The sequence below is a fragment of the Helicobacter ibis genome, assembly GCF_027859255.1.
GTDB lineage: Bacteria > Campylobacterota > Campylobacteria > Campylobacterales > Helicobacteraceae > Helicobacter_D > Helicobacter_D ibis.
The window spans coordinates 446,053-465,419 of the sequence record NZ_JAQHXR010000002.1 but is presented as its reverse complement, the minus strand read 5'-3'; the positions used below and the strand labels follow the sequence as shown (position 1 = coordinate 465,419).

The window sequence follows — 19,367 nt, the reverse complement described above, 5'->3', positions numbered from 1 at the left end:
TTAGAGCATTTTGAGTTCTTTGTATATTATCATTTATGGCTTTAGCCATAGAACCAAATTCATCATTAGATGTTATAGCTATTGGTTTAGGAGCTTGTTTTGATTCATAGTTTATGTATTTAAAGAATGAAAGTAGACCTTGTTGGATAGTGTAGAGTGGATTCAAATATCTTGAAATGATCAAGTACAATACAGCAATTGTGGCTATTATTAACACTAATACCATTATTGCTTGATTTATTAGGCCAGCATTTACTTTTTGGTTTATGTAATACAAATCAGCCGAAGAACAGATAGAATATGAGGTACCATAGAAATTTTCAATATTATTACATACTCCAAGACTATCATGATTTTGTGGATTTACATATTCAAATGTTTTTAGGTTACCAACTTGTTTAGAGTTGTTAAATAAAATATCATGCTCTTCTGTTTTTTGAAGCTGATTTTGTGCTAATTTTGATGATATAACTGGAACTTGATTTGCATCCATTATCATCAACTCACCATTTTCTACAGCCATACCACTCAGAGAATCATTTATAGCTGATAGAGCTATATCTATACCAAATACACCTATTAGAGTATCGCCTTTATAAAAAGCTTTAACTATACTTATACAAGGAAGTTTTGTAAGTTCATCTTCATATACTGGAGTTATGTATATGTCATTTCTTCTTATAGCCTCTTTATACCATTGCTTTTCAGTTCCTTTAACCTGTTTACCATCTAAAATATCAAATGCTCGCTTTTCTTGATCTGATACGGCACTACTAATTATAATATCTCCATTTGGTAAACCAAAAAATGCACTTAGTGCACCTAATTTTTTCAATATTGTAAGGTTTGGAGCTATATTCTCTATAATGCTTTCCTGTGAGTTTATATTATGAATTGGAAGATTGTCTAAGTATAATATCCATTGTTGAAAACCATTTACCTTTTCATTGTAGAAGCTTTCTACCATTTTGCTAGATGCATTGACACGTTGTATTTCAGCATTTTGTTCCTCTTCTAGCAATATGTTTTTGCTTGAGTTAAAGCTTACAATACCTAGAACAATTAAAGATATCGCAGAAAATACAGACGCAATTATTGCTAACTTTAATTTCAAACTATTCATTTTACTTCCTTGTATGATTAATGTTTCTATATTAGTCCATTTGTCTTCTTAAAAATGCGGGGATATCCAGAACTTCATCATTAACAAACTCTCCACCGCTAACTTTCTTTTTATTTATTAGTGTGTCTTGCTGGTTGATTTTTTTGCTCATGTCTTTTGGATTGACTAATCTCAAAGTAGAGTTATCCTCATTTTCAGTTTCTTGTGATGTGGATACTATGTTATTTTCTTTTTCAAATCCTGTTGCAACTATTGTTACTCTTACTTTGTCTTTTTCTATATTTGAATCTGTAGCAGTTCCAAAGATAACATCTGCTTCTTGGTCTGCATTACTATATACTATTTCCATTGAATCTGAAACTTCTGTTAATGGATAATCTGGGTGTAGATAGAAATGAACTAAGATACCTTTTGCACCATTTATAGACATGTTGTCAAATAGTGGAGATTCTATTGCCATTTTTATAGCTTCTTTTGCTGCGTCAGTACCACTAGATTCGCCTATTCCCATAAGTGCCATACCTTTATGATTCATAACAGTTTTAACATCGGCAAAATCCACATTTATATCATCCTGTCCATGCGAAAGAATTATGCCACTCATACCATTTACTGCTCTCACAAGGACATCATCTACAATCCTAAAGCTATCCTTTAAACCAAGATTTTTATCTACTATTGATAATAATTTTTCATTTGGTATTACAACAATAGAATCACTCTCAGCTTTTAACTCTTTGTATCCTTCTTCGGCTAGTTTCTCTCTTTTTCTACCTTCCCATCTGAATGGTTTTGTTACTATTGATACAGTTAGAGCACCCACTTCTCTGGCGGCCTTTGCTATTACCGGTGCCGCACCTGTTCCAGTGCCTCCACCAAGACCAGCGGATATAAAAACTATATCCGTGTTTTCCAAAAATGCTTTTAGATCCTCATAGCTCTCTAGTGCAGCATCTTTGCCAACTTGCGGTCTCATGCCAGCACCCAAGCCTTTTGTTAGCTTCGCACCAAGTTGTATTTTTTTATGTGCTTTTGAAGTGCTTATAGCTTGTGCATCTGTGTTTGCAACTGCCAAATCTATACCATCATATGTTCCAGTATTGATTAGGTGTCCTATCATATTGCTACCACCGCCACCTACGCCAATAACTTTTATGTTTGCACTAAAATCGTGTGGATTCACTTCTTGGACTTCTATCATTTGCACATCTCCTATTCTCAAATTTAAAACATTTGTGTTAATTTTTGCCAAAATTGAACAAAAACATTATTGTTTTTTGTGGTTATCTTTTTTATTTCCGTGATCCCAGTTAGATCCTGTTTTATATCGGTAGCATTTTTAGGAATACTATTCACCGCTGTTATCATTGCAGATGATTTGTTACTAACATTATTTAGCGGATTTATCAGATTCATATTTTTGTTAAATGGAACTATCTCATCTTCTAGCTTTTCGTGTTTATGTCTAATTCTCTTTTCAGAATCTATTTCATAGTTTGTGTATTTACCAGAAGCATATAGTATTAATCCTATGGCGGTTGAGTATTCAGGTCCTTTAAAGTCTGCAAATAAACCATCTATTTCTATTGGTTTTGCAAGTCTAACAGGCACAGAAAACAGTGCTGAAGCTAGCTCTCTTATTCCTTCTAGTTTTGTCATTCCACCAGTTAGCACTACACCGCTACCTAGTTGATCTTTTAAATTGCTATCCTCTAGTGATTTGCTTAGAATCATTAGAGTTTCTTCAACCCTTGCATATACTACATTATGAACGGTTACTAAGGATACTTGATGTTTATTATTGTCATCTCCACCTATTGTTGGTATCTCTATTAAATCCTCTCCAGTTTGTAATAGGCTACCATATTGCATTTTCACTTGTTCGGCGATTGTTTGTGGGGTATGTAATGCCATTGCCAAGTCGTTTGTGATGTGGTTTGAGCCAACTCCCAAGAAATCATTATATCTTAGTGAGTTCCCAACATGTATCATAAGCTCGCAAGTGCTACCACCCATATCAATACATGCTACACCTAGATTCTTCTCATCATCAGTTAGTGTAGCTATTGATGAAGCATAAGAGGCTAATACAATATTTTCTATCTCTATACCAGCAGACTTTATAGCTTTTTTTAGGTTACCCAAGCTTGATTTTTGAACAGTTATTATTCTTACTGATACTTCTAGTCTGCTCCCAGACATTCCCATTGGATCTTCAATGAAATCTTGATCATCTAATTTAAAGTTATATGGAAGAATATGTATCACTTCATATTCTTGTGGTATTGAAGCATTGTAAAGTGCTGTTTGGATTACGCGATTTATTTCTTTAATACCTATTTCATTGTTTGGAATATTTACAATTCCAGAGCTATCAGTGCTTTTTGTATATGCGCCAGAAATTGATATTACAGCTTTATTTATATTTGCACCTGCAACTCTTTTTGCGTCATTTAGGGAGTCTTTTATAGCACGACTTGCTTGGTCAATGTTTGTTATTGAGCCTTTTTTTAGTCCTTGAGACTTATGAAAGCCGGTCCCTATTATGTGCGGTATGCCGTCTTTGCATATTGCTATCATGGCACAAATTTTAGTAGAACCTATGTCAATTCCAAGTATTGTCTGTTCCAACACCATTCCTTTATTTAAGTGATAATTATTTTTTTATAACTTCATAAGTATTTAATAAATAGCTTAACAGCTCTTTTTCTATCAAACGCCCCTTCATTTGAGTGCCACTTTGTGTTAAAAGCTTCAAGTTTTCATTAATTGTATCAGAATTTTTAATTCTTTGGTCCAAAATTTTATATAAGACTATCTTATTTTGTAATAAAATATACCCTTTCTCATCGGTTTTACCGAATAGTTGAGATACAAATTCTAAGCTTTCATCTTCGTTTAAGCCTTGAATTGACTTTGTGTCTTTACTTATAAATCCTATATTTGTAGCATCAAAATTAGTCTTTAGCTCTTTTTTTGCCATGCTCTGTAGTGTTTTAGATTTTTCTTCTTTTATGTAGTCTTCTTTTGCTTCATCTCTAGCAGCACTATATTCCTTTGGCACACTTGGGATAATCTTTATAATTTTAGCTGTTATGTATCTATCTTCTAATTTTATAGGCTTTAGTGTTTCGCCTTCTTTAGCTTGACTTAGGGCGTTTATAAAATCTATATTATACTTTTCATCACCTTCAAATACTTGTATATTTTTTGCGTTTTTATTCTCTCCCTTTCTTAGTGAGATATATTCTTTTAGAGCTTCTTTTTCTGCTTGGGAATCTTTATATTCTCTAATTACATCGTTTTTAGCATCTTTGTATTCTTTTATTTGCCCATTATTATCTAAAAATTTATTTTTAAAATCGTTATAGTATTTTTTTAAACTTTCTTCATCAGTCTCTATAGAATCTGTATTTATCTCTAGCATTGATATTTCATACCCTCTTTGAGTTTGGTATATATCTTTATTTTCTTCCCAGTATTGCTTGATTCCTTCTTCTTTTGGAGTAAATTCTATGCTAGATTTATTAATTGTCTTAATGGCAACTTTGTCTTCTACAAAATAAGCTGATTTTAGAACATCTATTTCTAATTGTGTTAGTGGGATATCAAGCAACACACCAAGCTTATTTAAAAGCAAACTTTCTCTTATGCTTTCTTCGAATTCTTTTGGTCTTAGTTGATTTTCTTGTAGTGCTTTTTTGTATATTTCTTGATTAAATTTTCCATTTGATTGAAAGGCTTCTATTGTTGTTATTTCTTCTATTATTTCTTTATCTTCAACTCTTAATCCTATATCTCTTGCGAAATTTAGCATAAGTGTTTGTGATATTAGATTGTTTAGTGCTTGGGATTCTATTCCCATTTTTTTGGCTTGTTCTTGGTCTAGTGTGCCACCTACTAATTGATTATATATATTGTATAGTCTGTTATATTCTCTTTGCAACTTGTTTTGTTCGATATTTGTATCGCCAACTATGGCAACTGCATTGGCTGAACTTGATAGGCTATAACTACCCCACCCAACAAAACCAGCACCAACAAATGCTATCGTGCTAGCCCATACTACTACGACAAGATATTTTCTGTGTTTTTGCATAAAGCCTATCATTTAGCTAATCCCCAAAATTAATAAAAGTCGAAATTTTAACTTAATTTTTTTAAACTCGCTTTAAAATTACTCTTTAAATAGTGAGCTTAATATATCTATGCCACCTTTTGGTTCATCATTTGTCGTTGTTTCATTTGTGTTATTATCTACACTGCTTGGTATTTCAACTAGCTGAATCTCATATCCAGTTAGCATTGAAGCTAGTCTTATGTTTATGCCATTTCTGCCTATGGCTTTTGGTTTTTGTTTATCTGATATATTGACTATTGCTTTTTTTGTATCGTTAGTTTCATTATTTTCATCTAGTTTTACACTAATTACAAGTGCAGGAGATAATGCTCTTGCTATGTATAGCTCTGGTTGATTAGAATATTCTATGCAATCTATATTTTCATTTTTTAGCTCTTTGGAGACTGCATTTATTCTTACTCCTTTTACTCCAACTGTTGCACCTACTGAATCTATTTTTGCAGAATTACTCTTTAGTGATACTTTAGCCCTCTCTCCCGGGATTCTAGCTGAATTTACTATTTCTATTTCACCATCTTTTAGCTCTGGAACTTCTAGTTTTAGCAATTCTTCTAACATTTTTGGAGTTGTTCTGCTTAACTCTATATGAATCCCATTTTGTTTATCTATATTAATTCTCCTAAGAACAGCCCTCACTACATCTCCAACTCTGAATTCTTCGCCTTTTATTCTATTTTTTTTAGGGAGGATTGCATGCACTTCATCAATCTCGACAAATGTATTGCCAAAGTTATCAATTCTTACTACATTTCCATTTACGATTTTTCCAACTTGTGATTTGTATTTATCAAATAGTTGGTTTTCTATTAGTCTTTGTATTCTATATTCTAGTTCTTTAAAGAGTGAATTAACCGCACTTCTACTCATGTCTTCAAGGCTTAATTCATATCTTAGTTCATCACCAACTTTAATATCAGAATCGTGTTTTTTTGCTTCACTTAGTGTTATGAAGTTTTTGTTATCATCTTGTTTATTGCTATCCTCGCACACACTAATTACCTGATAGAGATGTAAAGTTTTATTTTTTTTATCTATTTCTATATCGTAGTTTATGTTTGGATCTAAAGTTTCTTTGACAACTTTTATAACAGATTCTTTTACTGCTTCTGATACATTATCTATTGGCAAGTCTTTTTCATATGCTATACCTTCTATTATATCTAATATCTTTTCCAAAGCATTGATCCTTAAAATTAAATAATTGTTCGAATTTTAGCTGAAAAAATCTTTGTGAGTGCTTTACTAATTGATGCAAATTAAAATATTATTTTTTAAGCAAAAATATTTTAGAATTAGCCATTTTTCTAAATTAAAGGCGTTATAGCTTTATTTTTAAGGGTAGGCTCATGGATATAAAATTAGCTAGAGAACATACAAGCGATAAACCAACCAAAATTACTTTAAAAAAATTAGAAGATATGTTAGATGATAAGAAAATAAATATTTTTTATTGCGATAAAGATAACTCTCATAAAGATATGATGGCTTTATTGGAGCATTTTAGCAAGAAGGGCAAACAAGCATATTTTAGAGAAGTAAGATATGGGTTAGATGATGGTGATTATATGTATGAAATACATGTTTTATAAGAGTTGATTTTGAGTAAAAAATTATACATAGAAACGCTTGGTTGTGCTATGAATGAACGCGATAGTGATCATATAATAGCAGAGCTTAGTGACAAAGAGGGTTATGGTTTAACTAATAATCCAAAAGAAGCTGATTTAATACTAATTAATACTTGTAGTGTGCGTGAAAAACCAGAGAAAAAGCTATTTTCAGAAATAGGGCAGTATGCAAAGATTAAAAAGCATGATGCCAAAATAGGTGTCTGTGGTTGCACTGCTAGTCATCTTGGAGATGAGATTCTAAAAAAGACAAAGGCAGTTAATTTTGTCTTAGGTGCTAGAAATGTATCGAAAATCTCACAAATCATACATAAAGATAGAGTAGCATGGGTAGATATAGATTATGATGATAGTGCTTATGTATTTAGCCAAGGCAACATCAGTAATGTTAGGGGATTTGTGAATATTTCTATAGGTTGTGACAAGAAATGTTCATATTGCATAGTGCCAAAAACAAGAGGCAAAGAAATTTCAATTCCAGCTGATTTGATAATAAATGAGGTAAAAAGATTAGTTGATAATGGCGTTAAAGAAGTTCTACTTTTAGGGCAGAATGTCAATAGTTATGGAAAAAATTTTAGCACTATTCATAGAGCGATAAATTTCACGCAACTCTTATCAGAAATATCTAATATAAATGGGTTGCATAGGATAAGATTCACTTCTCCTCATCCTCTTCATATGGACGATGAGTTTATTTTAGAATTTGCAAATAATAAAAAAATATGCAAGTCCATTCATATGCCTTTGCAGAGTGGTTCTACAAAGATATTAAGAGATATGAGGCGAGGTTATACAAAAGAGTGGTTTTTAAATAGGGCTGAAAAAATGAAATCTTTGATACCACAACTAACTATAGGTACTGATATTATCGTTGGATTCCCGGGTGAGAGTGAAGAAGATTTTTTAGACACACTTGATGTGCTAGAGAAAGTATCATTTGATACTATGTATAGCTTTATATATTCTACAAGACCACATACAGAGGCAAAAGAATTGTTAGAGAGTGGAAAAATAGAGCTAGTAGATGAAGATATTGCAAAGAATCGCTTAGCAAGATTGCAAGATAGACACAAAGAGCTTTTAGGTATTACAAATCAAGCACAACTTGGACAGATTCATGAGATTCTTTTTGAGAGTTATAAAGAAGGTATGCTAGAAGGTAGAAGTGATACAAATAAGCTAGTAAGAGTAAGCGGAGATGAGAGTTTAGTTGGCAGTATCTGCAATGCGAGAATCAGTGAAGTTAGGGGAGCACAATTATTTGGTGAATTAGTATAGTTTTATGAAAAAGAGGTTTTTACTATTTATTATTCCATTTTTTGTGTTTGTAACAATAAGAATCTTGCGATGTTTATGTAAAGTAGAATATAAAGTTTCACAGGAATCTTTGGAGCTTTTAAAGTCTAAAGAAGGTTTTATTTTTGCATTTTGGCATGGTGAGTTACTTTTTCAACCTCTGGTGTTTCGCAAATATTCAAAAGACAAAAAAGCATTCGTACTCATAAGTCATCATTTTGATGGTGAGATTATCTCAAGGAGTATGTCATATTTTGGGCTATATTCACTTAGAGGCTCTAGTTCTAGAGGTGGCAGTAGGGCATTGTTAGAAATAGTAAGGAAGCTAAAGGATAATAATATAATAGCAATCACACCAGATGGTCCAAGAGGTCCATATCATAGCGTAGCAAATGGTATTGTATTGGCTTCACAAAAGTCTAATGCAAAGATTTTGATATCTAAAGTTATTTATAGCAATGCGTGGGAGTTAGGTAGTTGGGATAGATTTAAAATTCCAAAGCCTTTTAGCAAAGTTACTTTTTATTTGAAAGATCCTATATTATTAGAATCTTTAAGTATTGATAAGGCAAAAGAGTTTATAAAAGAATATATGGAATTTAAAGAGGTAGCATGACAAAGCTATTTGTTTTAATTGCTGTTGTTGTATTGGCAATTTTTAGTGTGTATTTTTCTGATTCTTATACTTTAGGAAGGGAAGCACAAGAAGCATTTGATAGAAAAGATTATAAACTAGCCAATACTTTAGCTACTAAAGCATTAAAAGAAGATCCATACAATAGGGCAGCTTTTAAGATACAAAGCCAATCAAGACAAAGACTGAATATAGGAAATTTTCTTACAAAATCAAAACAAAACTATGACAATGCAAATGCTATTTTAAAAAAGCAAAAAATAACAATGCAAGAATTGTTAGAATTGCAGTGGATTTATGATGATTTTGAGAGAGATTATAGTACTTTAGGCTTTTTAAATTCACCGACAAAATATGAAAAAGAACAAATTGAATCTTATGCAAAATGGTTTAAAGAACTAGAGATTCAAGTAACAAATACTAATAATAATTTGCAAAAATAAATAAAATCTAAGTTATATATAACTTTGCTTACTTTTGATATAATCGCCTATTTTTTAAAATTTCAATTTTATTAAGGTTTGTTTATGAGAATTATTTATTTTATTTTATTGTTTTGTTCGTTTGCTTTTTCGCAGTTTAATAGTATTAGCTATGACGCTAAAGGTGAAGATGTTTTAAAGACATTTGACATAGAGCCTTCGTTTTTAAATAATGAATATTTTATTAGTGTTAAGAATAATTTTTTAAGCAACAAAAGAGAAGAGTATTTGCTTGAAAAATTTAAAGATGGATATGAGTTTATACCAACTTTAAAAGAAATGTTTTTAAAAGAAGAGATTCCGCAAGAGTTTTTGTATCTAGCAATGATTGAATCTGGGTTTTCTCTATCTGCAAGATCTAATAAAAGAGCAGTTGGAATGTGGCAGTTTATCCCAAAAACAGCTAAATCAATGGGATTAACAATTAATACACAAATAGATGAGAGAAAAGATCCTATAAAATCAACACAAGTGGCAATAGAGTATTTAAAATATCTAAAAAATAGTTTTGGCAAGTGGTATCTAGCTGCTATTGCCTATAATTGCGGTGAGGGGAGATTAAGGAGGGCAATAGCAAAAGCCAATAGTGATTCTTTAGGAATCTTGCTAGACCCTGATAAAAAATATATTCCGCTTGAGAGTAGAATGTATATTAGAAAAATCCTATCTGTTTCGTTTTTGTTTCACAATATAGATACTTTAAAAACAAATGATTATGATTATTTCTTAAATAGAGGTGCCAATTCTTTGCTTGCTTCTATTGAAGTTCTACCGGCTACGCCTCTTGTGGATATTGCAAATGAAGCTGGTATAGATTTAGATGAATTAAAGAGACTAAATCCTCACTTCAAAAAAAACATAACTCCAACCACACAAAAACTATATAATGTGTATCTTCCATATAAATATTTAGCAATTTATAAAGAAAAGAATTTGGATAATAATTTGAAAGAAAAGTTAAATGAGAGAAAATATCTAGTCCATAGGATAAAAAAGGGTGATACTATAAATGCTATTGCTAGAAAATATGGTGTTTCTAAAAGGTTAATTACGCAATATAATTCAATTAAAAATGTAAATAAATTGTCTATTAATCAAGAAATTATTATTCCATTAGAAAAAGAAAATGCATAGGAGAGTTTATGAATCTTAAATTATTGTTATTTAGCGGTTTTGTTTTGTTGTTTGTTGGTTGTAGCTCTAAGGGGCATAATGTATATTATAGTGATTATGGTAGTACCGGTGGTGCATATGGTGGTAGCGGTAATTATGGCACACCAAATAAAAATCCAAAGTCACATGAAGCAACAATGCGTCCTTATCAGATAAATGGTAAGTGGTATTATCCGACAACTGTTACTTTGGGTGAAAGTTATGATGGAATTGCTAGTTGGTATGGTCCGAAGTTTCATGGGAAGAAAACTTCAAATGGCGAGATATATAGCATGTATGCACATACTGCAGCACATAAGACGCTTCCTATGAATACAATAGTTAAAGTTACAAGCCAAGAAAATGGAAAATCAACAATAGTTAGGATAAATGATAGAGGTCCTTTTGTGGCTGGAAGAATAATAGACTTATCAAATGTAGCAGCAAGGGATATTGATATGCTAACAACTGGAACTGCTAGAGTTAAAGTTGAGGTCATAGGTTTTGATGGCGTGATTTCAGATTCTATGCCTTTATCAAAAGAGAATCTAGCAAATAGCGAATATGAAATAGCACATACAAATAATAGTGTGCAACTTTCTAATTTTATGGTTCAAATTGGTGCTTTTAGAAGAAAAGAGGGTGCAGAAGCATTTAAAAATACACACTCTAACCATGCTCCATATCATGCTACAATAAGAGAATATCAACTTGATGACTCTCCTATATATCGTGTTATGCTTAGTGGATTTAAAAGCGAAGAGGAGGCTAGAGATTTTATTAAATCAAATAAGGTAGTTGGTGCATTTATAGTAACAAACTAGGTGAGATATGAAAGAATTAGCTAGAAAAACAAAAGAAACAAGCATCGAGGCAAAACTTTTGCTATATGGCAGTGGCACTTATAATATAGATACTAATATAGGATTCTTTAATCATATGCTAGAGACATTATCAAAACACGCTAGGTTTGATTTGGAGTTAAAGTGTGTTGGTGATATAGAGGTTGATTTTCATCATAGCGTAGAAGATTGCGGGATTGTGCTTGGTAAGCTTGTGCATGATAGTTTATTTCCTATACAGAATATAGAAAGATTCGGCAATGCTTCAGTTGTTATGGACGAAGCTTGTGTTGAGTGCGATTTAGATGTTAGCAATAGGGGATTTTTGTTTTTTGATTTGGATTTAAGTGGCAAGGTTGGTAGCTTTGATTGTGAGCTTGTTGAAGAGTTTTTTAGGGCTTTTAGTATGAATGCTGGATTATCAGTGCATATACATAAAAAAAGAGGAAAGAATAATCACCATATAATAGAGGCTACTTTTAAAAGTTTTGCAGTTGCTTTGCGCAGGGCTTGTGTAATTAGTCATAATGCGAACATACCAAGCACAAAGGGAATCTTGTGATAAAGCTAATAGTCTTAGATGTAGATGGCACTTTAACTAATGGAGAGATAATATACTCCAATAGTGGCGAGGAGTTAAAGAGCTTTAATGTAAAAGATGGGCTTGGGATTGCTGCTTGGATTAAGCTAGGAGGGCAGGTTGCAATAATTACAGGTCGAACCTCAAAAATAGTAGAAAATAGATCAAAAGAACTTGGGATTCAACACATAAAGCAGGGGGTTAGCGACAAATATCAAGTATTACAAAGCATTTTAATAGAATCTAAAATAGACATAAGTGAAGTTGCCGCTATTGGAGATGATTTAAATGATTTAAAAATGTTAAAATCGCTTAAATATTCTTTTGCACCCAAAGATTCTGTAAAAGAAATAAGAAAAGTGGCATTTAAGGTTTTAAAATCAAATGGCGGAGATGGTGCTGTTAGAGAAATGATTGATTATTTGATTAAAAAAGAAAAACTTCAAAGAAAGCTTTATGAAATTTTTGAGTAATCGTAGTATAGGGAATTTTACCAGTTATTTTTTTATATTGCTTAGTATTTTTAGTGTTTTGCTTGTATTTGCATTTGATGTTGATGTAAATAACACATCAAGTGCCATTAAACTACCTAGATTTGAAATTTACAACTATAAGTATTATAAAATCTCTAGTGGAGGAATTGATATTTTCGTAAATGGACATAGTGCTATTGAAAATTTAAAAGGTGAATATGAACTTAATGATTTTCAAATTGTGTCTTTTTCTAATAATATAAAAGAAGATATTGTTAAGTCAGAATTTGCCATATATGATAACTCTTTAGTGTATTTTCCTAGTGGTGTTTATTATACTAAAGATGATTCAAAGATATGGAGCGAGAGCGCTTATTATAATCCAAAAAATAAAGAAATAGATGGTTATGGTAAATTTGTTATAAAGTCAGATAATTACACGATAGTTGGCGAAAACATCAAATATAAAAACGATAAAATATATGCAAATAATATACATTCTTTGCTAAAGGACAATAGATGAAGTATTTAATTTTTGTATTATTTATTTTATGTGCTTTAAGAGCTGATAAAATAGAAGTGAGTGCGAAGGAATTTATAGGTTCTAGCAAGGATAGAATAACAAAACTTAAGGGCAATGTAGAGGTAAAAAGAGCAAATGATGTTTTAAACTCAAAAGAGGCTTTTATATACCTTGATAGCAATAACAAACCAACTAAAATGAGGGCTATTGGAGATGTGAAGTTTGCTATTGCTTTGCAGGATAATAGGAAGTTTAGTGGTAGTGCAAATGAAGTAATATATCTGCCAAACAAAAAAGAATACCAACTACTAGGCAATGTCGTAGTAGTAGAGAATGGTAAAAGCAATAGTATAAAGGGAGATAAGATTCTAGTATCACATGAAGCAGGATATATAAATGTGCTTGGAGATGAAGATAAACCAGCAAAGTTAATTTTCAAACTTGATAAAAAAGAGCAATGATGCAATTATTAAAAAGTAGCTTTGTAACATCTGCACAAAATATCCACCAATGTCCTCCGCAACTTTTTAGTGAGATTGTATTTTTAGGTAGAAGTAATGTTGGAAAAAGCACTTTTATAAATCTCTTATGTAATCAAAAAAATCTAGCTAAAAGCTCACAAACTCCGGGTAAAACACAACTTATTAACTTTTTTTTAACAGAATGGCAAATGGATAGTGATAATATTGTTAAGGTTTATTTTGTTGATTTGCCGGGTTTTGGGTATGCAAAGGTATCAAAGACAAAAAAGGAATTGTGGAATAAAAATTTAGTCGAGTTTTTGCAAAAGCGTGATAATATAAGGCTATTTGTGCATTTAGTTGATAGCCGTCACCCAAATTTGGAAATTGATAATAATTTAGCATTATTTGTAAATCAATTTTTAAGAGGCGATCAAAGGCTAGTTAGAGTTTTTACAAAATTTGACAAGCTAAATTCATCTGAAAAATCTAAGTTAAAACAGAAGTTTAAAGATAGTAAATTTAGCAGTAGTCTAAAAAATGATAGTATAGTTGAAATGAGAGAGTTTCTAATTAATCAAGCACTTGGAAGTTTAGGCGTATTGGATTAGATATGATTATTATTAAACCAACTTTACAATATATAGAAGAAATGCGGAAATTAGTAGCACCACAAGTGCAAAGTGGCGTCATACTTGATAGAAGCGTAGATGTAATGGCAAATATGATTCGTTCTTATCGTGTGGCATTTTGTGAGAAAGATGAGCTTGATTTTAATTCTATATCTTTAGATAGTAAGTCAATAAATGATCTTAAAAATCCAACAATGCTAGGGTTTTGTGCCTTGCATATACATTCTTTGGAGTTAGCAGAGATTCGAAGTTTGGTAGTAGCGCCTTTTGCACAAAGAAAGGGAGTGGCAACGCATCTTATAAATGATTGTATAAATGAAGCGTTATTGCTAGGTATAAAAGAGATCTTAGTTTTAACTTATAGAAAAGAATTGTTTCAAAAGTTAGGTTTTATTGAGATAAGTAAGGATAAAATTCCTAATCATAAAATTTGGGCGGATTGTATAGCATGCAAACATTTTCCTCTGTGCGACGAAATAGCACTGATAAAAAATATCTAAAAAACATAATATTAAGCATATGCTGTATAGTATATGTATGTATTACTGATATTTTTTATTTATTGCCACCATTATTTGGAGTGATATACATTCTATCGCAAGAATACTATGAGCAACATGAATATGGAGCATTTTATATTTTGGTACCTTATTTTATATTTTTTGAAGCAAGCAAGGGACTTTTATTTTTGAGCTCTATTTTGTTTATTGTGTTTTCATTTAAGATAGTCTTACCGAAGTTTAGAAGATTGTTTGGTTATAGCAAGATTTTTATACCTTTATTTATTTTTTATGCGTACTTTGGCTATTTTGCATTTTTGTATTTATTTTCATATCTTTTTGATTATCCATCGCCTACATTTTCATTTATTTTGGTATTTTATTCTATTATCGAATCCATGCTTATATGGATATTTTTGTGGATTTTTGTATGAATAGACGACTTGTATTATTATTTTGTGCTTTTGGCGTGTTTTGGATTATCTTGCTTGTTAGAATCTTCAATATAAGTGTAGTCTCACATGAATATTATGAAAAACAAGCTTTTAACAACACAATAAGAGAAGAGCCAATAATTCCAATTAGAGGGCAGATATTAGATAGGCTTGGTGAGCCATTAGCCACCAATGTTGTGGATTTTACAATTACTCTTCCACCCAAATTATCTGTTGGAGAAAATAGAGAAATTTTAAATAGTGAAATAGATAGAATTTTAAAATTTTTTCCACAATATACAAAAGATGAGTTAATAAAATCATATAGAAGGCAAGATACAGCATACAACCATGAATATATACCAATAATAGAGCGTGTCACAAGAGAAGTAGTGTTAAATCATTACCCAGAACTATCGCAAAGTGATATCTTAAGAGTTGAGCCTTCAGCAAAAAGATTTTACCCAAACTTAACTAGTGCTTCCCATGTAATAGGCTATGTAAGCAAAGCAAATGCAAAGGATATGGAAAGACAGCCAATATCAAAATATACTAAGCATATAGGAAAAGAAGGATTAGAGAGACAATATGATACATATTTGCAAGGGGAGCTTGGATTAAGGACTATTAAAGTTACTGCATTAAATAAAATAGTAGACAATGTATCATATAACGCACCAGAAGAAAACAGAGATTTATTAACGACGCTAGATATAAGAATTCAAAGAGAAATGGATAAGGTTTTTGATGGTAAAAATGGTGTTGCAATAGTAATGGACGCTAGAAATGGTGAGATACTAGCGGCTGGAAGTTATCCTGAATATGATTTGAATTTATTTGTTGATGGCATTTCTTATAAAAATTGGAATGCCCTTAGAGATAGCCCATATAAACCGCTTATAAATAAATTTATAAATGGACTTTATCCTCCCGGTTCTGTTATTAAAATGGGTATGGGTTTGGCATTTTTAGAACATGCAGATATAGATGAATACACAGAGTTACAAACTCCACCATTTATAGAAATAGGTGGAAGGAAATTTAGAGATTGGAAAGAAGAAGGACATGGGAGTTCTGATTTATTTAAGGCGTTAAAAAGAAGTGTAGATGTTTATTTTTACACTTTATCTCAGAAGGTTGATTTTGAGGTTGTAGCAGATACGCTAAAACAAATGGGACTTGGAATTAAAACTGGGGTTGATTTGCCAAATGAATTTGTAGGAATTGTTCCATCACCATCTTTAAAGAAAGCTAGATATAAGCAGTCATGGTATGCTGGTGATAGTGTTGTTAGCTCTATAGGTCAAGGTTTGTTTTTGACTACCCCTTTGCAGATTGCAAATTACACAGCATTAATTGCAACAGGCAAACTTCCAACACCTCATTTTGTAAAACAAATGGGTGGGGAAGAAATAGAGCGACCTTCAAAAGATGTGCTAAATGAATTCCAAAAAAGCAAATTATACGCCCTACAAGAAGGTATGAGGCAGGTGTGTGGTGATGTTGGCGGGACTGCAAATTATGCCACAAGAGAGAGTAAAGCATCTCTAGCTTGTAAGACTGGAACTGCACAAGTGGTAGGAATCTCACAAGAAGATAAAGCAAGAATCAAAGAAAAAGACATGGATTATTTTCATCGTTCTCAAGCGTGGATTACTGGATATTTGCCTGCTAATAATCCAAAATATGTAATTACAATCATGGTAGAACATGGAGGTAGTGGGTCTAGCACTAGTGGTCCTGTATTGGCACAATTAGCAAATGTGCTTGTAGATTTAGGGTATGTAGAACAAAAATGATAGAAATATTACAAAAATCACAAATACTAAAAGATAAGAAGATTATTCTAGGGGTTAGTGCAAGTATTTCTATATATAAATCAATAGAAGTTATGAGATTATTGCAGAAGTGTGGGGCTAGTGTTAGAGTTGTTATGAGTGATAGAGCAAGAGAATTTGTCTCTCCAATAATCTTTGAATCTTTAAGTGGCAATTTAGTTTTAACAAAAGATTCTCAAAGTTGGTCGAATCCTCTCTTAAATCACATAGAAATTGCTAAGTGGGGAGATGTATTTTTATTAGCACCAATTAGTGCAAATAGCATTAATAAGCTATCTTATGGATTTTCAGATAATGTTCTTTTAGAGAGTTTTTTAGCCTTTAAGGGTAAAAAAATAATAGCACCAAGTGCCAATACAAATATGATAGAAAATAAAATTACACAAGAATCTCTTGTAAAATTAGAAAGTATAGGTGTTGAGATAATAAGTCCACAGAGTAAAGAGTTGGCTTGTAAAATGGTTGGCAATGGCGCATTAAGCGATGTGCTAGAGATTGTATATAGGACTATTAGAATCTTACTTTTAGATTTATCTTTTGTGAATAAAAATATATGTATAAGTGCTGGCGGGAGTAAAGAGTGCATAGATAGTGTGCGATATATTTCGAATTTTTCAAGTGGTAAGATGGGGAGTAGCATTGCATTGGCTGCGTATTTTTTGGGTGCCAGAGTTAGTGTTGTAGGCGATATTCCATTTATTATTCCGCAAGATATACTCTTGCATAAAGCAAAAAGCACAAACGAATATCTATCTCACATAGAAAAGTGGCAACATACAATAGATAATAAAAAAGATTCAATATTATTTATGTGTGCTGCGATTAGTGATTATGTGCCATTAAGCACAAGTGATGCAAAGCTAAAAAAATCAGAAATAGGCAAAGAATGGAATCTAAAATTAAAAGAAAATATTGATATTTTAAAGAGCATTTTAAAAAGCCAAATTACAATAGGATTTAAATTGGAATCAAGTAATGGCTTGATAAGTGCAACAAATGCATTAAGTGAAAAAAATATAGATGCAATATGCCTAAATGAAATGTCAAATAATCCACTAAATAGCGATGATAATGAAATAATATTCATAACAAAAGATAAAAATATAAAGCTAAATAAAGATAATAAACTATCTCTAGCTTTTAGAATCTTAAATGAGGCAATAAAGCTATGATAAAGCAAATGGGGCAATTAAACAAAGTCCAAAATACACTCCAAAATGCAAGTAATAAGCCTACACAATTTAACGCTACACTACCTATGAGGCTAGAGGTTATGGAGAAATATCAAGGTGTGAGATATATGGTAAAGATAGGTAATGTAGCAATGGAGACAAAAAGCATAAAAGACTTAGAAGTTGGTGGGAAGTATTGGGCTATGATGGGTAAAAATAATGGTTCAATTACTCTATCAAATCTAATAAAGCAACCATCAATGCTAAAAGATTCAAATATTCCACTAAAGCTAAATGCAGATGTTATTTCGCAATTTTTAAAGGAATCTGATAATCCATTTGATGTCTTAAAGCAGTTTTTAGGAGAAAAAATGGCGAGTGCTGAATCTAAGTGGGAGTTTGCATTTCTTAGCCATATGCTAATGTCTCTAAAACATAAGGTTCTAACGCTTCCTCTAAATTATGAAGATGAATCTAAAAATGGATTTTTACAAATTCGTAAAAAAAAGATAAAAGAACAAGAAACACTAGAATTTTATTCTGTTTTTGCAAACCTAGGTGCTACTTGGGGGTATTTGTATAAAATGGATTTTGGAGTGAGGCTTGATATTTTTGTTATGTATGAGAGTGTGGCTAGATTATTAAAGAATAATCTACATGAGTTAGAATTTATAAATGAAACAAATATTGCAATAAATACAGATATTGTGCCACTATATGACTTTAGTGATAGTTTGCTTGATTTAGAGGGATAAAATGAATCATCTAGCAATAATAATGGATGGTAATGGTAGATGGGCTAAGAAAAGATTTCGCCCTAGGATCTTCGGACATCAAGAAGGTGCAAAAAATATAGAAAAAATTACAGAATTTTGTCTTAATAGAGATATCAAATATCTAACTTTATATGCCTTTTCTACTGAAAATTGGAAGCGTCCTAAGAGTGAAGTTGAATTTTTAATGGATCTTTTAGAGAGATATATAAAAGAAAAGAGAGATTCATATATTGAAAATAAAGTCGCCTTTAGAACGATTGGCGATATTAGTATTTTTTCAGATTCATTACAAGAAAGCATAAGACAGCTAGAGTTAGATTCAAAAGAAGATTCTAAAATCACACAAATACTTGCTCTAAACTATGGTAGCAGAGATGAGTTAAGAAGAGCATTTTTAAAAATGAAAGAAAATGATATAGAAATAACTGAAGAAAATATTTCAAAAAACTTAGATACAGCATTTTTTCCAGAGGTTGATATGTTGATTAGAACAGGTGGAGAATGTAGGTTGTCTAACTTTTTATTATGGCAGTGTGCTTATGCTGAGTTGTTTTTTAGTGATACTTTATGGCCTGATTTTAGCGTAGATGAGCTAGATAGTATGGTTATGCAGTTTTCAAAAAGAAATAGAAAATTTGGTGGAATCTTAGAATAATTTTGATTACAAAATTGGAATA

General features: G+C 31.5%; 22 protein-coding genes. 17 read left to right on the top strand and 5 right to left on the bottom strand.

The window, feature by feature from the left end:
• The 5 genes from PF021_RS05730 to nusA all read right to left on the bottom strand — a co-directional run.
• Positions 1-1,123: PDC sensor domain-containing protein (locus PF021_RS05730; RefSeq protein WP_271021479.1), on the bottom strand; the 1,123-nt coding region annotated here is incomplete at its 3' end.
• A gap of 31 nt (positions 1,124-1,154) precedes the next feature.
• Positions 1,155-2,324 (bottom strand): cell division protein FtsZ, encoded by a 1,170-nt coding sequence (gene ftsZ, locus PF021_RS05725; RefSeq protein WP_271021478.1) that lies wholly within the window; start codon positions 2,322-2,324, stop codon positions 1,155-1,157.
• A 23-nt stretch (positions 2,325-2,347) separates the two neighbouring features.
• Positions 2,348-3,754, bottom strand: a complete 1,407-nt coding sequence (ftsA, locus tag PF021_RS05720) for a cell division protein FtsA (RefSeq protein ID WP_271021477.1) — start codon at positions 3,752-3,754, stop codon at positions 2,348-2,350.
• A 25-nt stretch (positions 3,755-3,779) separates the two neighbouring features.
• Positions 3,780-5,234 (bottom strand): peptidylprolyl isomerase, encoded by a 1,455-nt coding sequence (locus PF021_RS05715; RefSeq protein ID WP_271021476.1) that lies wholly within the window; start codon positions 5,232-5,234, stop codon positions 3,780-3,782.
• A 66-nt stretch (positions 5,235-5,300) separates the two neighbouring features.
• Entirely contained in the window at positions 5,301-6,440 is a 1,140-nt protein-coding gene (nusA, locus tag PF021_RS05710) for a transcription termination factor NusA (protein ID WP_271021475.1), read from the bottom strand.
• A 170-nt stretch (positions 6,441-6,610) separates the two neighbouring features.
• Here nusA and PF021_RS05705 point away from each other — a divergent pair, with 170 nt between their 5' ends.
• The 17 genes from PF021_RS05705 to PF021_RS05625 all read left to right on the top strand — a co-directional run bounded on the left by PF021_RS05705 (position 6,611) and on the right by PF021_RS05625 (position 19,345).
• Positions 6,611-6,853 (top strand): HP0268 family nuclease, encoded by a 243-nt coding sequence (locus tag PF021_RS05705; protein ID WP_271021474.1) that lies wholly within the window; start codon positions 6,611-6,613, stop codon positions 6,851-6,853.
• A gap of 9 nt (positions 6,854-6,862) precedes the next feature.
• Positions 6,863-8,173: a tRNA (N6-isopentenyl adenosine(37)-C2)-methylthiotransferase MiaB gene (miaB, locus tag PF021_RS05700; RefSeq protein ID WP_271021473.1), complete on the top strand. Its 1,311-nt coding sequence runs from the start codon at positions 6,863-6,865 to the stop codon at positions 8,171-8,173.
• Between the two features lie 4 nt (positions 8,174-8,177).
• Positions 8,178-8,807 (top strand): lysophospholipid acyltransferase family protein, encoded by a 630-nt coding sequence (locus PF021_RS05695; protein WP_271021472.1) that lies wholly within the window; start codon positions 8,178-8,180, stop codon positions 8,805-8,807.
• Positions 8,804-9,268, top strand: coding sequence for a hypothetical protein (locus PF021_RS05690; RefSeq protein WP_271021471.1), 465 nt, complete (start codon positions 8,804-8,806; stop codon positions 9,266-9,268). Before PF021_RS05695 ends, PF021_RS05690 begins: the two co-directional genes overlap by 4 nt.
• 84 nt (positions 9,269-9,352) lie before the next feature.
• Positions 9,353-10,441 (top strand): lytic transglycosylase domain-containing protein, encoded by a 1,089-nt coding sequence (locus PF021_RS05685; RefSeq protein WP_271021470.1) that lies wholly within the window; start codon positions 9,353-9,355, stop codon positions 10,439-10,441.
• 8 nt (positions 10,442-10,449) lie between these two features.
• Entirely contained in the window at positions 10,450-11,283 is an 834-nt protein-coding gene (locus PF021_RS05680) for a septal ring lytic transglycosylase RlpA family protein (RefSeq protein WP_271021469.1), read from the top strand.
• Between the two features lie 7 nt (positions 11,284-11,290).
• On the top strand, positions 11,291-11,863 hold the full coding sequence (gene hisB, locus PF021_RS05675; RefSeq protein WP_271021468.1) for an imidazoleglycerol-phosphate dehydratase HisB: 573 nt from the start codon (positions 11,291-11,293) through the stop codon (positions 11,861-11,863).
• Positions 11,860-12,354 (top strand): KdsC family phosphatase, encoded by a 495-nt coding sequence (locus tag PF021_RS05670; RefSeq protein ID WP_271021467.1) that lies wholly within the window; start codon positions 11,860-11,862, stop codon positions 12,352-12,354. Before hisB ends, PF021_RS05670 begins: the two co-directional genes overlap by 4 nt.
• Positions 12,338-12,877, top strand: coding sequence for a hypothetical protein (locus PF021_RS05665; RefSeq protein ID WP_271021466.1), 540 nt, complete (start codon positions 12,338-12,340; stop codon positions 12,875-12,877). Before PF021_RS05670 ends, PF021_RS05665 begins: the two co-directional genes overlap by 17 nt.
• Positions 12,874-13,338 (top strand): LptA/OstA family protein, encoded by a 465-nt coding sequence (locus PF021_RS05660; protein WP_271021465.1) that lies wholly within the window; start codon positions 12,874-12,876, stop codon positions 13,336-13,338. Before PF021_RS05665 ends, PF021_RS05660 begins: the two co-directional genes overlap by 4 nt.
• Positions 13,335-13,949, top strand: a complete 615-nt coding sequence (gene yihA / locus PF021_RS05655) for a ribosome biogenesis GTP-binding protein YihA/YsxC (RefSeq protein WP_271021464.1) — start codon at positions 13,335-13,337, stop codon at positions 13,947-13,949. Before PF021_RS05660 ends, yihA begins: the two co-directional genes overlap by 4 nt.
• A 2-nt stretch (positions 13,950-13,951) precedes the next feature.
• Positions 13,952-14,470, top strand: coding sequence for an N-acetyltransferase (locus tag PF021_RS05650; protein WP_271021463.1), 519 nt, complete (start codon positions 13,952-13,954; stop codon positions 14,468-14,470).
• Positions 14,419-14,904 (top strand): hypothetical protein, encoded by a 486-nt coding sequence (locus PF021_RS05645; RefSeq protein WP_271021462.1) that lies wholly within the window; start codon positions 14,419-14,421, stop codon positions 14,902-14,904. The genes PF021_RS05650 and PF021_RS05645 overlap by 52 nt, the downstream gene beginning before the upstream one ends.
• On the top strand, positions 14,901-16,703 hold the full coding sequence (gene mrdA, locus PF021_RS05640; RefSeq protein WP_271021461.1) for a penicillin-binding protein 2: 1,803 nt from the start codon (positions 14,901-14,903) through the stop codon (positions 16,701-16,703). Before PF021_RS05645 ends, mrdA begins: the two co-directional genes overlap by 4 nt.
• Complete coding sequence (coaBC, locus tag PF021_RS05635; protein ID WP_271021460.1) at positions 16,700-17,914, top strand: bifunctional phosphopantothenoylcysteine decarboxylase/phosphopantothenate--cysteine ligase CoaBC; 1,215 nt, start codon at positions 16,700-16,702, stop codon at positions 17,912-17,914. The genes mrdA and coaBC overlap by 4 nt, the downstream gene beginning before the upstream one ends.
• Positions 17,911-18,669: a hypothetical protein gene (locus PF021_RS05630; RefSeq protein ID WP_271021459.1), complete on the top strand. Its 759-nt coding sequence runs from the start codon at positions 17,911-17,913 to the stop codon at positions 18,667-18,669. Before coaBC ends, PF021_RS05630 begins: the two co-directional genes overlap by 4 nt.
• A gap of 1 nt (position 18,670) precedes the next feature.
• Positions 18,671-19,345, top strand: coding sequence for a di-trans,poly-cis-decaprenylcistransferase (locus tag PF021_RS05625; RefSeq protein ID WP_271021458.1), 675 nt, complete (start codon positions 18,671-18,673; stop codon positions 19,343-19,345).
• Positions 19,346-19,367 lie beyond the last annotated feature (22 nt).